The sequence below is a fragment of the Bradyrhizobium sp. URHA0013 genome, from assembly GCF_000518345.1.
Taxonomy (GTDB): domain Bacteria; phylum Pseudomonadota; class Alphaproteobacteria; order Rhizobiales; family Xanthobacteraceae; genus Bradyrhizobium.
Map to the genome: position 1 here is coordinate 556,758 of NZ_JADK01000003.1, position 13,166 is coordinate 569,923.

Annotated in this window: 16 protein-coding genes and 1 tRNA gene; 8 read left to right on the forward strand and 9 right to left on the reverse strand. The window is 64.9% G+C overall.

The features are described from left to right. Window positions 1-15: 15 nt before the first annotated feature. Both N551_RS0102755 and N551_RS0102760 read right to left on the reverse strand, forming a co-directional pair. The gene (locus tag N551_RS0102755; RefSeq protein WP_027565640.1) at window positions 16-1,806 is read right to left on the reverse strand and encodes a peptide ABC transporter substrate-binding protein; all 1,791 of its coding nucleotides are present in this window, start codon (window positions 1,804-1,806) and stop codon (window positions 16-18) included. 260 nt (window positions 1,807-2,066) lie between these two features. Further along, window positions 2,067-3,485 carry a M20 family metallopeptidase gene (locus N551_RS0102760; protein WP_027565641.1) on the reverse strand — a complete coding sequence of 473 codons (1,419 nt, stop codon included), beginning with the start codon at window positions 3,483-3,485 and terminating at the stop codon, window positions 2,067-2,069. Window positions 3,486-3,772: 287 nt separating this feature from the next. Here N551_RS0102760 and N551_RS0102765 point away from each other — a divergent pair, with 287 nt between their 5' ends. The 3 genes from N551_RS0102765 (at window position 3,773) to N551_RS0102775 (ending at window position 6,132) form a co-directional block, all read left to right on the forward strand. After that, complete coding sequence (locus N551_RS0102765; protein WP_027565642.1) at window positions 3,773-4,744, forward strand: S1C family serine protease; 972 nt, start codon at window positions 3,773-3,775, stop codon at window positions 4,742-4,744. Window positions 4,745-4,772: 28 nt separating this feature from the next. After that, window positions 4,773-5,843 carry a phospholipase gene (locus tag N551_RS0102770; RefSeq protein ID WP_027565643.1) on the forward strand — a complete coding sequence of 357 codons (1,071 nt, stop codon included), beginning with the start codon at window positions 4,773-4,775 and terminating at the stop codon, window positions 5,841-5,843. Between the two features lie 82 nt (window positions 5,844-5,925). Further along, a complete protein-coding gene (locus tag N551_RS0102775; protein ID WP_027514183.1) occupies window positions 5,926-6,132 on the forward strand; it encodes a hypothetical protein in 207 nt (68 codons plus the stop codon). Window positions 6,133-6,214: 82 nt separating this feature from the next. Here N551_RS0102775 and N551_RS0102780 read toward each other — a convergent pair whose 3' ends face one another. From N551_RS0102780 to N551_RS0102800, 5 genes are all read right to left on the reverse strand, one after another. Then, a complete protein-coding gene (locus tag N551_RS0102780) occupies window positions 6,215-6,874 on the reverse strand; it encodes a DsbA family protein (protein ID WP_027565644.1) in 660 nt (219 codons plus the stop codon). Between the two features lie 87 nt (window positions 6,875-6,961). After that, window positions 6,962-7,684: an LrgB family protein gene (locus tag N551_RS0102785; RefSeq protein ID WP_027565645.1), complete on the reverse strand. Its 723-nt coding sequence runs from the start codon at window positions 7,682-7,684 to the stop codon at window positions 6,962-6,964. Next, window positions 7,681-8,064 carry a CidA/LrgA family protein gene (locus N551_RS0102790; protein WP_027565646.1) on the reverse strand — a complete coding sequence of 128 codons (384 nt, stop codon included), beginning with the start codon at window positions 8,062-8,064 and terminating at the stop codon, window positions 7,681-7,683. The genes N551_RS0102785 and N551_RS0102790 overlap by 4 nt, the downstream gene beginning before the upstream one ends. Before the next feature lie 44 nt (window positions 8,065-8,108). Continuing rightward, the gene (locus N551_RS0102795; RefSeq protein WP_027565647.1) at window positions 8,109-8,585 is read right to left on the reverse strand and encodes a PaaI family thioesterase; all 477 of its coding nucleotides are present in this window, start codon (window positions 8,583-8,585) and stop codon (window positions 8,109-8,111) included. A 3-nt stretch (window positions 8,586-8,588) separates the two neighbouring features. Continuing rightward, complete coding sequence (locus N551_RS0102800; RefSeq protein ID WP_027565648.1) at window positions 8,589-9,017, reverse strand: thioesterase family protein; 429 nt, start codon at window positions 9,015-9,017, stop codon at window positions 8,589-8,591. Window positions 9,018-9,126: 109 nt separating this feature from the next. Between N551_RS0102800 and N551_RS0102805 the strand changes: the two genes are divergently transcribed. After that, window positions 9,127-9,675 carry a TetR/AcrR family transcriptional regulator gene (locus N551_RS0102805; RefSeq protein WP_027565649.1) on the forward strand — a complete coding sequence of 183 codons (549 nt, stop codon included), beginning with the start codon at window positions 9,127-9,129 and terminating at the stop codon, window positions 9,673-9,675. 47 nt (window positions 9,676-9,722) lie between these two features. Here N551_RS0102805 and N551_RS0102810 read toward each other — a convergent pair whose 3' ends face one another. Further along, window positions 9,723-10,214 carry a hypothetical protein gene (locus N551_RS0102810; RefSeq protein ID WP_027565650.1) on the reverse strand — a complete coding sequence of 164 codons (492 nt, stop codon included), beginning with the start codon at window positions 10,212-10,214 and terminating at the stop codon, window positions 9,723-9,725. 202 nt (window positions 10,215-10,416) lie between these two features. Here N551_RS0102810 and N551_RS0102815 point away from each other — a divergent pair, with 202 nt between their 5' ends. Both N551_RS0102815 and N551_RS0102820 read left to right on the forward strand, forming a co-directional pair. After that, window positions 10,417-10,701, forward strand: a complete 285-nt coding sequence (locus N551_RS0102815; protein WP_007597424.1) for a PsiF family protein — start codon at window positions 10,417-10,419, stop codon at window positions 10,699-10,701. Window positions 10,702-10,797: 96 nt separating this feature from the next. Continuing rightward, entirely contained in the window at window positions 10,798-11,883 is a 1,086-nt protein-coding gene (locus N551_RS0102820) for an AbrB family transcriptional regulator (protein WP_027565651.1), read from the forward strand. Window positions 11,884-11,886: 3 nt separating this feature from the next. Here N551_RS0102820 and N551_RS0102825 read toward each other — a convergent pair whose 3' ends face one another. Beyond that, entirely contained in the window at window positions 11,887-12,426 is a 540-nt protein-coding gene (locus N551_RS0102825) for a disulfide bond formation protein B (RefSeq protein WP_027565652.1), read from the reverse strand. Window positions 12,427-12,580: 154 nt separating this feature from the next. Between N551_RS0102825 and N551_RS0102830 the strand changes: the two genes are divergently transcribed. Both N551_RS0102830 and N551_RS0102835 read left to right on the forward strand, forming a co-directional pair. Further along, window positions 12,581-12,665: transfer RNA gene (locus N551_RS0102830), tRNA-Leu, on the forward strand. A gap of 175 nt (window positions 12,666-12,840) precedes the next feature. Further along, window positions 12,841-13,143, forward strand: coding sequence for a hypothetical protein (locus N551_RS0102835; protein WP_027565653.1), 303 nt, complete (start codon window positions 12,841-12,843; stop codon window positions 13,141-13,143). The last annotated feature ends 23 nt before the right edge of the window (window positions 13,144-13,166 follow it).

Here is a 13,166-nt window from a genome sequence, read left to right on the forward strand (position 1 = left end):
TCTAGGCGTGCGTGATCATTCTTCGCGGTACCAGTCGAACAAATTGTCGGTCTCGTTGGCCCAGCCGGAAACGACCGGGCGCAGATTGTTGGCGGCCGCCTCGACCTTCAGGCGGTGCTGTACCGGGATGAAAACGATGTCCTGGTACATGAGGTCGTTGGCCTTGATGTAGAACGCCGCGCGCTTGACCGGATCCATCTCGCCGTCCGCGGCCAGGATGGTCGCGTCGTACTCCTTGTTGACCCAGCGCGGGAAGTTGGTGCCCTGCCACTTGTTCTCCTTGGTGGCGACGAGGTTCGAAAGGTAGCGACGCATGTGCTGCGACGGATCGGGCTGGCTCAGCGGGATCTGGAACATCTCCATGTCGGCGTAGAACTTGGAATAGGTATCGGGATTGCCGACGTCGGAGGAGAAGAACACGGAGGCGACGACCGATTTCAGCTCGACGTCGATGCCCGCCTTCTGGCACGCCTGCTTGACGATCGCCTGCGTCTTCTGGCGCGGCCCGTTGATCGCGGTCTGGTAGAGGAGCTTCAACTTCTTGCCGTCCTTCTCGCGGATGCCGTCGGCGCCCGGCTTCCAGCCGGCGTCGTCGAGGATCTTCGAGGCCTTCTCGACGCTGAACTCCCACGAGGTGTTCTTGGACACGAATTTTTCGGGCCCGTTGAGGAAGTTGGCGGTGGTGCGGCCGGCGCGGCCGTAGATCGCCTTCTTGACTGACTCGCGATCGATCAGCAGCGAGAGCGCCTTGCGCACCGCTGGATCAGAAAACAGCGGGTGCTTGGTCTTGATCGAGGAGCGTTCGCCATCGACCTCGGTGTTGGGATCGGTGAAGTTCAGCGCGATGAATTCGGTGTCGCCACCCACGGCGTAGACGGTCTTTCCCTTGCCGCCCTTCTCCAGGCGCAGCAGCACGTCGTCCTCGACCTGAATGTTCCAGCCGAAATCATATTCGCCGGTCTGGATCACCGCGCGCGCGGCAGAGACGGCGTCGCCGCCGCCCTTCATCTCGATCGAATCGAAATAGGGCCGGTTCGCCATGTGATAATCGGGATTGATCACGCCGCGGACAAGATCGCCCGGCTTGAACTCGACGAACTTGTAGGGGCCGGTGCCGACCGGCGAGAGGTTGGTCGGCGCCTCCCGCGACTTGGACCCCATATAGTCCTTGAACAGATGTTTCGGGATGATGGTATTGGGGGCCCCGACAAAAGCGTCGGCCCAGAACGGCGTGGGCTTGTTGAAGAGGATGCGGACCGTGAGGTCGTCCACCTTCTCGACCGTGATGTCGCGGAGCGTCGCGATCGTCAGCGCGGAGGTCGCCGGATCCTTGGCATATTCCCAGTTGAAGACGACGTCGTCGGCCGTGAACGGCGTGCCGTCGTGCCATTTGACGCCGGGCTTGAGCTTCCAGGTCACCGACTTGCCGTCGGCGGCGAGGCCACCGTTCTGGATCGAGGGAGTTTCGGCGGCCAGAACCAGCTTCATGTTGCCGTCGGGATCCCAACAGGCGAGCGGCTCGTAGAACAGGCGCGCGCCGTCCTGGTCCTTGGTGCCGGTGGCAAAATGCGGATTGAGCAGGGTGGGCCCCTGCCACCACAGCAGCTTGAGCGCACCACCGCCGCCGCGCTTGGTCGGCTTGTACGTCGAGGCGCCCTCCGCCATCGCGACGCCGCCAAGCGCGAGGATCTGGTTGGCCAAAGGCGCGGTGAGACCCACGGCAGCCAGGCGCTGAATGAAGCCGCGGCGATCCATCCGCCCGTCCTTCACGTCACCGATCATCGAACGCAGTTCTTTATCCAGCATGGTTGTCCCCGTCTGGTTCCCGTATGGATGCAGGCGGTCGCGCGGGGCGACCACCAAGTTGGCTGGCGGTAGATGGCACACCGAATGGGCCGCGCGTCAACCGGGACCGTGTGTATGCAAACGGTCTTCTGACTGTCTGTTGGGCAAAATCATATTCCGCAGCCCATCCGTTCGGCAATCCAGCATCAAAACACGCTGAATTCCGCGCTGCACTGCAGAAAATTTGATCGCCGGATCAGACGAAGTATCGAGGCGAAATTCTACGCCACGGACATGTCGAGCGGCGGCGCGACGTGGTCTGGCAGCGGACAGACGTAAGGCGTCTTGGCCGTCCGCTTCTTAAGGTCAGCCTTGGCAGCCTTGATCAGCTCCGGGTCCGTCAGCGCCTTGATGCCGATGCCGGCCATCGCCTTGGCGGCCTGCACCATGGCCTTGTGGGCATGCGCGCTCTTGCCCTGCGCGACCACCTGCCAAGTGTGGAAGGGCGTACCGATTGCAACCGTGGGTGCGTGAACCTGCACGGTCGGCACCACCCAGCTCACGTCGCCGACGTCGGTCGAACCGACCAGCGGATTGCGCTTGGCATCGAGTGGCACCAGGAAGTCAGCCAGCGGCCGGTCGGTCGGCTCCATGCCGATCGCGTAATAGACCGACTCGATGTCCTTGTCGCTCAGCGTCGCGCGGATCTCCGTGGCAAAGCCCTTGTCTGCGTCGTCGAAATGCGGCGGTCCGAGCTCTTCCATGACCCGGTGCAGCGCGTGCTCCAGCGGCGTGTTCGGCAGGATGTTGGAGACCGCGGAGATGATCTTCATCTCGACCTTAGTCTCGGTCATCAGCGCCGCGCCGTCCGCGATCTTGCTCACGCGTCCGACCAGCTCGTTCATGCCGGGCAGATCACGGGCGCGGATCGAATAACGCACGCGCGCATGCGCCTGCACCACGTTCGGGGCGATGCCACCGGTGTCGAGCAGCGCGTAGTGCACGCGCGCGTCGCTCGGCATGTGCTCGCGCATATAGTTCACGCCGACATTCATCAGCTCCACGGCGTCGAGCGCGGAGCGGCCGAGATGCGGCGAGGCCGCCGCATGCGAGGTGCGGCCGGTGAAGATGAAGTCGGCGCGGGTGTTGGCGAGTGACGGCGTCACCGCGACTTCCCAGAAGCTGTGCGGATGCCAGGTGATGGCGATGTCGGCGTCTTCAAATGCGCCGGAGCGCACCATGAAGGCTTTTGCCGCGCCGCCCTCCTCCGCGGGGCAGCCGTAATAGCGCACGCGACCCGGCACCTTGTTCTCGGCAAGCCAGTCCTTCACCGCCGTCGCGGCGAGGAGAGCTGCGGAACCGAGCAGATTGTGACCGCAGCCATGGCCGTGGCCACCGGTCTCGACCGGACGATGCTCCGCGACGCCCGCCTCCTGGCTGAGGCCCGGCAGCGCGTCATATTCCCCCATGAAGGCAATGACCGGTCCGCCCTCGCCCCATTCGCCCATCACCGCGGTCGGAATGCCCGCGACCTGCTCGGTGATGCGAAAGCCCTGATGACACAGCTCGGCAAGATGCTCGGCGGCGGACCGCGCCTCGGTGTAGCAGACTTCGGGCATGCCCCAGACCTTGTCGCTGAGGTCGATGAAACGTGCCTTGATCGTGTCGATGCCACGCCAGATGTCGCTGCGGTTGTCCATGCTTCGGTCCGTGATCTCTAGGTCAAACGAAGCGGCAATGGTTAGCAGCTTCATTGTACGGCGCCTAGCACCTCGCCGGACAGCAGCCATGCGGTCAATGCCGGAGAGCCGCCCGACCGACCGACCGTGCATAACCGGTCCTGTGCCTTTCAAAGATTTCACACGGCGTTCTCTGGAATAATTAGGAACGAGGCTTTCAAGACGGCCTCCTCCGGCCTAAATTATGCGTGCTTCGTGCGTCGTTCCGCTAGCCACGGCGGAGCGATGCTCTCAGCCAGGAGAACTCGATGCCCGCCCTGACCGAATGGAGAGTGCCGCCGGCCAATCAACCGCGTGCGAGCGATTACGATTTCGATCTCGACCGCGCGCTCGCCTCCGTCGTCGGCCTGCATGCCATCATCCCGCCGGACGCCTTCAGCGCCGAGACACTGGGGACCGAACGCGCCGGCAACGGCGTCGTGATCGACGATGGGCTGGTGCTCACCATCGGTTATCTCATCACCGAAGCAGAGTCCGTGTGGCTGCATGTCGGAGACGGGCGCGTGGTGGAAGGACATGTGCTCGGCTTCGACGCCGTCACCGGCTTTGGCCTGGTGCAGGCGCTCGGCCAGCTCGACGTCGCCCCCTTGCCGCTCGGTGTCTCGGCCGAGACCCGGCTCGGCGACCGCGTCGTGGTCGGCGGCGCCGGGGGACGCACGCGTTCGGTCGCGAGCCAGATCGTGGCCAAGCAGGAATTCGCCGGCTACTGGGAATATCTGCTGGACGAGGCCATCTTCACCCATCCCGCGCACCCGAACTGGGGCGGCACGGCGCTCCTCAACGAGCGCGGCGAGCTGATCGGCATCGGCTCGCTGCAGCTCGAACGCGAGCGCGACGGCAAGGCCGAGCACGTCAACATGATCGTGCCGATCGACCTGTTGAAACCGATCCTCGACGATCTGCGCAAGTTCGGTCGCGTCAACAAGCCGGCACGGCCATGGCTCGGACTCTTTTCGACCGAGATCGACAACCGCGTGGTGGTGATCGGAATCTCCGCCAATGGTCCCGCCGCCCGCGCCGAGCTCAAGACCGGCGACGTCATCCTCGCGGTCGACGGCGAGAAGGTCACAAGCCAGACCGGCTTCTACAAGAAGCTGTGGGGCCTCGGCGCCGCCGGGGTCGACGTGCCGCTGACGGTACATCATGAAGGCGTCACCTTCGACGTCACGGTGACCTCGACCGATCGCTTCAAGCTCTTGAAGGCGCCGAAGCTGCACTGACAAGGCGAACTGACGCAGGGAAACGACGATGAGCGAGGCCGTCGTTGACGACATCGTGGCCGTGCTGCCGCCGCTGCTCAATGCGCTGGAAGCGCTCGCATTCTTTCAGCGAAACCTGCACCCGCCGGCCTTCGGCTCCGTGATGAACGCGATCGGTGTTCCCGACGAGGCGCTGCAAACGGCACGCGCGGCAATCGGGGAATGGCCGGGGCAGTTCACCGGACTGCGCGAGCGGCTCGATCGTGCCTGCGACGAAACGCTCGCCGCCTTTGCCAGCCTGCGCGAGGTTGAGCGTGGCAATGGCGACCTCGTCGCGGTGTTCCGCGCGCTGCGCCATGTGCCGCGCGCGCAGGAGGCACTCTATCCGCTGGCCGTGCAGTTTCCGCCGGTCAGCAGCTTCTTCCTCAACGCCGCCATGCGCGAGAATGCCGACCTGTTGTCGCGGCTCGAAGCCGGCGCGGACGCGCACACCGGCATCATCCACGATCACAACGAGCCCGGCAGCCGCGGCGGCTTTTCGGTCTACGTGCCCGAATATTATACGCCCGATCGCGCCATGCCGCTGGTGGTGGCGCTGCATGGCGGCAGCGGCAACGGCCGCGGGTTTCTGTGGAGCTGGCTGCGCGACGCCCGCAGTCTCGGTGCAATCCTGGTGGCGCCGACCGCGACCGGCCCGACCTGGGCCCTGATGGGTGACGATTCCGACACGCCCAACCTCACGCGCATTCTCGAAACGGTGCGCAGCCGCTGGACCATCGACGCCTCGCGCATGCTGCTGACCGGCATGAGCGACGGCGGCACCTTCTGCTACGTCACCGGGCTCGACGGCGCCTCGCCCTTCACGCATCTCGCGCCAGTCTCGGCGACCTTCCACCCGCTGATGGCGGAGATGGCCGACGCCACACGCCTGCAGCGCCTGCCGATCTTCATCACGCACGGCAAGCTCGACTGGATGTTTCCGGTGCAGACCGCGCGGCAGACGCAGGCAGCCCTCGCCGCCGCCGGCGCGAATGTCACCTATCGCGAGATCGACGATCTCAGCCATACCTATCCGCGCGAGATCAACGCGGAGCTGGTGCAGTGGCTGAATGGAGAATGAACGACCTCTCCTTACCTGCGCCGCACTGTCGCGGAACAATCGATCCGGGTCGACGTTATCGCCCGTCATTGGAGGTTTCGCGATGCGGATGTTTCTTGGAATGATTTTGGGCGCGCTGCTGCTCGGCTGCGGCGTGTATGTCTATGACTCCATGCAGACGTCGTCGGTTGCTAATGGCGAGGTCGCGACGACCAATCGCACCATCGTGAACTGGGATGTCGCAAAAGCCGACTGGGACGCGCTGCGCGATCGCGCGCACAAGGACTGGGTCCGCATCTCCTCGAAGTAACGACGTGGTATCATGAATGAAATGAGGCGCCGTCGCGGGTCCGCGGCGGCGCCTTCGTCTTGCGCGGTGAATATCGCTCGGCTCAGTTCATCTTGGCCTTGCGGGCGTCGGCGATGACCTGCTCGAACTCGTTCATGCTGAGCACGCCCGGCACGCGGTACTTGCCGACGATGAAGGACGGGGTGCCGCGGAAACCGAAGGCTTCGGCCTGCTCGTTGTTGCGCTTGAGCAGAGCGTCGATGTCCTTGGCGTGGTCGGCGAGATCGCGCTTCAACCGATCCATGTCGACGCCGGCGGCCGCGAGCAACTCGTTGATGCGTGGCTCGGTCAGGCGCGAGCTGACGCCCATCATGGCGTCATGGGCCTGGTGGTATTTGTCCTGGAATTTCGCCGCGAGCGCCGCCCGCGCGGCGGTGACCGAGACCGGCCCGAGGATCGGCCAGTCCTTCATCACCAGCCTGACCTTGCCGTCGTCCTGGATGACCTGACGCAACTCGGGCTCGAGCTTGCGGCAATAGGGGCAGTTATAGTCGGACCATTCGATAATACTGATATTCCCGTCGGGATTACCGGCGACGGGAACATCCGGGTCGCGCAGCACCTTGGCTTCGGTCAGCACCTCGTCTTCGTCGGTCGCCGCGCGCGCCGAGGTGATTCCACCCGCGACAAGGGCGCCCGCCCCAATCAGCGTCAGCGCCGCGCGCCGCGTCGGCACAAGGGCTTTATTCCTGAATCCAGCCATATCTCGTTCCATTTCGGTCCCATCTCCGTCGATACGGTTCGAGACTGGGAATTGTTACAGCTCATATAGAGTGTCGCGGCGCCGATGTCATCGCACCAGCAGCGTGACCGCCAAGGGTACCAGGAAGGAGGTCACCAAGGCGTTCAGGCTCATGGCGATCCCGGAGAAGACGCCGGCGATCTCGTCGACCTGGAACGCTCGCGCGGTACCGATCCCGTGCGCGGCAAGGCCGGCGGCAAAGCCGCGGGCGCGGAAATCGCTGATGCCGGTGCGGTTCATCAGCGGCGTCACGATGATCGCGCCCATAATGCCCGTAAGGATAACCGCAACCGCAGCCAGCGAGGGATCGGCGTGCAGGGATTCGGCGATGCCCATGGCAACACCGGCCGTGACGGATTTCGGCGCGAGCGACAAAACCACTTCGTGCGGCAGACCGGCAAGTTGGGCCAGTAACACCACGGACACCACGGCCGTGACCGATCCCGCGACCAGCGCCACCAGCATCGGCACGATCGAGGCGACGACGCGCTTGCGGTTCTCATAGAGGGGAACAGCCAGCGCGACCGTCGCGGGCCCCAAAAGGAAATGCACGAACTGCGCGCCGGCGAAATAGGTCGTGTAGGAGGTGCCGGTTAGCAGCAGGAACGCGCCGACGATCCACATCGCATGCAGCACGGGATTGGCGAGCGGATGGCGCCGCGTCGCCAGCGACACCGCGTCCGTACCGGCATAGACCAGCAGCGTCACTGTCAACCAAAGCAGCGGCGACTGCGAGAGATAGACCCAGAGCGAGAACGGATTGTCCTTCATCGCGCGTCCTGTTGCCTCAACAGGCGGCTGACCAGGCGGAAAGTGAGTACGGTTGCGAGCAGGGTGACGACCACCGACAGCGCGAGCACGAGGATGATGGCGATGCCGTGGGACGCGAGCAGATCGAGCTTCTGCACGACGCCGACCCCGGCCGGCACGAACAGCAGCGACAGATGCGCGAGCAGACCCTTGCTCGCCGTCTCGACGCCATCATTACGCAGCGGCCCGCGCGCGAGAAGCGCAAAGCGGTCGCGCGCGAGCAGCAGGATGAGGAGCAGCAAGAGGCCAAGCACCGGGCCCGGCATCGGCAGGCCGAGGCCGCGCACGACGGCTTCGCCGATCAACTGGCAGAGCAGAATGAGACCAAGGCTTGCAAGCATGACTTAGGCATCAAGGGATGCGCCGGCAGTCTTGTCAATCACCGCTATGCAGCGGTCGTGCGCGGCGCTTGCGCAGCCGCAACGCGCGGCAGCATTGCCATCAGCGTCCCGGTCATCATGGCGATCAACGTGACCTTGCCCTCGTGCTCGGCAAACGCCCTGGCCTCGCAAAAGGTCAGCGTGCGGCCGGGCTTGACCACTTCGGCCTTGAAGACGAAACGCTCGCCCCGTGCCGGCGCGAGCAACGTGGTCTTGAACTCGACGGTGAGGATATCGGCCGCGCACGGCATCAGGGTGAAGGCAGCGACACCACAGGCATTGTCTAGTCCTGCGGTAATGATGCCGGCGTGGACAAAGCCGTTCTGCTGTGTGAGGGCCGGCGAATGCAGCATGGCGAGTTCAGCCTCGCCCGGCGCAAGGCGGACGATCGCGATGCCGAGCGTGTGCATTGCCGGCTGGCGATCGAACATGGCGATGGCAGCCGCGCGGTAGCCCGGGTTCTTCGGCTCGTATGCGGCCATGGCTCAGGCCTCCGCCGGCTCGGCGAGATGTCTCAAGGCGATCTCGCGAATGTCGTCCGTGAACAGCACCGATTTGCGCAGGCTGCGGTCCGTGTGCACGCCCGTGATCTCGCAGAACGCGGCGATCTCGCCGGTATCGGCATTGATCATGTCGTGCCGGAAGCGGATCGATTTGTCGCGGATCTCGAGCAGGTGACTGCGTATCTCGACGATGTCGCCGGCGAGCAACTCGCGCTTGTAGGTGATGTTCTGCTGCACGGCGGCAATGCCGCGCCCGGAGCCGCGCAGATAGCTCGGCGTCAGCCCGAGCCGGGCGAACAGATTCCAGTTGGCTTCGTCGAACTTGCCGACATACCACATGATGTTCATGTGGCCGACGTGATCGCACTGCCACGGATAGACCGTGCCGCGATAGGTCGCCTCCTGCTCCATCGCAATTCTCCCTGACCTTTTCTGGCTTTGATTGTTGATACGGTAGCGTATCAACCTCCTCCCGCGTTAGCAATACGGTACCGTATCAAGAATCGGCGAGGCTGCCTGCATGAGTGACGGCAAAGGCGATGTCTGGGTCGAGGCAGGGTTCACCGAACTCGCCCGATCGGGGGTCGAGGGGGTGCGGGTCGAGGTGCTCGCCAAGAATCTGGGCGTCACCAAGGGCGGCTTCTACCGCCGCTTCGCCGACCGTGCCGCGCTGCTCGGTGCCATGCTGGAGCGCTGGCGCGAGGGGCGCTCAACGGCGATCGCGCAGCAGACGAGTCTCGATGGCCAAGAGCCCCGTGAGCGGCTGAGGGCGGTGATCCAGCTCTATTCCGAGCGGCTCAATCCGGACGGGATGGCGATCGAGCTTGCGATCCGGCAATGGGCCCGCTCGGACGAGGGCGCCGCGGCAGCGGTGGCGAATGTGGACGCGGCGCGGCTGAAGCACGTCGCCGAACTCTATCGCGCGACCGGCCTCGAGACCGAGGCAGCCGAAGCGCAGGCCTTCCTGTTCTACTGCTTCATCTTCGGCCAGAGCCTGCTGTTCGTCGAGCGCGGCCCGCGCAAGCGATCGCAGCTCGTGGCGAAATCGGCCGAGAAGCTACTGGATTAAAGCAAGAGGCCGGAGCTTGGCTCCGGCCTCTGCGTCGTCTTGAAGCGTCAGGCGGCGCCCTTCAGCTTCTTGTTGCATTCGCTGTAATAGCCGCCGCCCTTCTCGATCCACTTCATGCCGCCATTGCCGTTGGTGGTCTTGTTGGCGTTGTACTGGTCGACGCAGGTGTGCAGGCGCCCCTTGCCGGGGGTCTCCTTGGCGTATTTCGGATCAACGGCGTTCGGATAGATCGCGGGGCCGGCCGGCAGGGTCGGCGCGGCAGCCGGGGCGGCCTCCTTCTTCGCCTGCTTCGGCTCGGCGGGAGCGGCGGCCGCAGCAGGAGCGGCCGCGGTCGGCGCAGCCGCTGGCGTCGCATCCGCGCCGCATTGGGCCTTGCGGAAGTCATTCCACTTCGTGGTGCCGAGCGAGCCGTCCTTCTTGGCGGCCTGGTATTTCGCGCTGCACTCCTGCGAGGTCAGCGCCTGCGCCGGCGCACTCACCACCAGCGCGGCAAAGCCCGACAGCGCAACTGCACACAGCAACTTTGATTGCATGGTCATCCTTGGTCTCCTCCTTGATCTTCCCCCGAGGGAAGTGAACCGAGGATTGCTATCCTAGCGTGCCGCCGGCTCGCGACAAGGAAGCGATGGCTGCTGCCGCCAAAATATAGTGATCCTCCACGTTCGAATTATTCATGTCGCGTTCAGCAAGGCCAGCCGACTTTCGCGCCCTTCGCAATTCCCGCAAGAAGAGTGCAGCATCATGACCTTCACATCTCGCCTCGCCGTCGTCGCTCTCGCCTCCCTGCTCGCCACCGGCACTGCCTTCGCGCAGACCGCCGCGCCGGCAGCAAAGACCGACACCAAGACCACAACCGCCGCCCCCATGGACAAGAAGGCACCGAAGGAGCACTCGGCCGAGTCGCTCGAATGCTCCAAGCAGGCCGACGCCAAGGGCCTGCACGGCAAGGAGCGCAAGAAATTCCGCTCCGAATGCATCAAGACCGCCAAGGCCGGCATGGCCGCGCCGGCTGCGGACAAGAAGTAAGTCCTTCCCTCTGCCTGCGGCTTCGGGAGAGGCGCGCGCATTGCGGCATGACGTGACCGCAATTGTGCGCCTCTCGCTGATTTGCGATAAGGCGGTGTGAAGCAAATCACCGCCTCCCTGCCGTTCGAATGGCCGAGCCGTGCCAAGATCTTGAGCACGGTGGAAACGCTTGTCATCGGCACCGCCGGGGGCCTCGTGTTTCTGCTCGCGGGCCTTCCGGGGGGATTGATCTCGGGCTCCATGATCGCAGTCGGGATCGCCGCGATCGCCGGTCGCCAGCTGACGCTGCCGCCGATCCTGACCCAGACCGTGCTGGTGCTGCTCGGCATTTCGTTAGGATCAGTCGTCTCGCGCCACCTGCTTCAACAGGTCAGTGCCTATCCGCTCACCATCGGGCTGCTCGCGCTCGCGACCTTCTGCTCGACCTTCGGCTCGAGCTATTATCTCCAGCGCATCCACGGCTGGGACCGCACCTCGGCCTTCCTCGCCGGCAGCCCCGGCGCGCTGTCGCAGATCACGATTTTGGCGGTCGAGCGCGGCGCCGACCTGCCGGGCATCGCGGTGGTGCAGACCATGCGCGTAATCATCCTCACCGCGGCGCTGCCGATGGTGCTGGCGTTCGCCGGCGTCGCACCCTCCGTCGCGCCGTCGCTGACGACGACGATTGCCTCGCCGCTCGACCTCGTCGAACTGGTCGCGGCCTCGCTGGCCGCGGCGCTCGTCCTGCGGCTGATCAGGTTTCCGGCGAGCTGGATGTTCGGCGCGATGATCGGCTCGAGCGTGTTGCATGGCGCAGGCTGGGTCGAGGGCGGCCTGCCGGACTGGGTACGCGGCGTGGCGCTGATCGGCATCGGCGCCCTGATCGGCAGCCGCTTCGCGCGGATGCAGATCAAGACGCTCGCCGGCCACATCAACGCGGCGCTGGGCTCGTTTGCCGTCGCCATCGCCGTCTCCGCAATTTTCGTCGGCATCGTGGCGCTCACCACGCAGGTGAAATTCTCCGACGTCGTGGTCGCCTACGCACCGGGCGCGATGGACGCCATGCTGGCGCTGGCCCTGACGCTGCACATCGACCCGATCTTCGTCGGCGCCCATCACCTCTCGCGTTTCGTCTTCGTGACGATCGCGACGCCGGGCATCGTGCACCTGTTCGGCCGGACGCAGGACGATGTGGATGATTGAGCCTTAGCGCTTCGCCGTCGCAACGAATCCCCACGCGGCGATCGCAGCCATCAAGAGCGAGATCAGCAAATTGTAGCCGGCAAGCGAGAGGCCGAGGAAGCGCCACTGCACCTCGTCGCAGCGGACCACCTTCACGGTGTCGAGTCGCGACAGCAGGTCGGTGGCGCTGCCGAGATTGACGACGGGACCGGAGCAGTCGGTCGGTCCCTTCCAAAAGCCCCATTCGACGCCGGCGTGAAAGGTGCCGAGCCCGGCATTGGCGAGGCTCGCCAGCACAAGGATCGCGAGGCCCGCGAACAGCAGCGGCCTCGGCGCACTGCCCCGCGCCGCGAGTGCGATGAGCAGGCCCAGCGGGATCGCGAGGTAATAGGCGTAGCGCTGCTCCAGGCAGAGCGGACAGGGCACGATCCCGAGCACCAGCTGGAAGAACCAGGCGCCTGCGATCGTCGCGGCTGCAATCAGCGTGACCGCGAGCGAAGCGACCAGCGCGGGGCTCGTGGCCGCCCGTTTGAATGCAGGTATTGCGGCACTCTGGGTCGTCACGGCAGCCTCTTTTCGATGGGTCGCTTTCCAAGGCTGTAACCCCGGCTCATGCGGCTGTCGAGAACGGCCGGGATCACTTTGGCGCGGGTTGACCCCGCTTGGTCCATGGCTATAGTCCGCCGGCTTCGCGACGCCCTGTTAGGGCTGACCGAGGGCCCCTGTGGCGGAACTGGTAGACGCGCTCGACTCAAAATCGAGTTCCGCAAGGAGTGCTGGTTCGATTCCGGCCAGGGGCACCACGCTTCGCCCTTTCGGGCTTCGTGTGGCGCAGCCCGCGCCAAGCCCGAAAGGGTGAAGCGTGTCCGGCGAAGCCTCTTGGCGAAGACCGACTGTCTCGGCTTTCCCCCTCCCTAGCAATCGTCACATGCCACCTGTATAAACCGGTAGCTTCTTCCGCAATTCGAAGGAGCTCATATGAACGACCTGCACACGTGGCTTTCGCAACAGCACCACGGCCTGCGCACCTTCCGGATCTTTCAGCAAAAGCTCGAGACGCTCGGCCGCGACGACCCCGAACAGCGCGGCCTGTGCCGTCTGTTGAGCGGTCTGGTCGGCAGCTATGTCGAGACGTTCGATGAGGCCCCGCTGCCCGTCGAGGTCGCTGACGGAGCCTATCATCGCCTGCTGGCGCTGGTCGCAAGCCTCGACCTCGCGGGCGACACCAGTCGGCGGCTCGCGGACATCAACCGGGTTGCGACCTGCGAGCTCTGGCAGTGACGAGAGCGGGCCGCCATACGGCC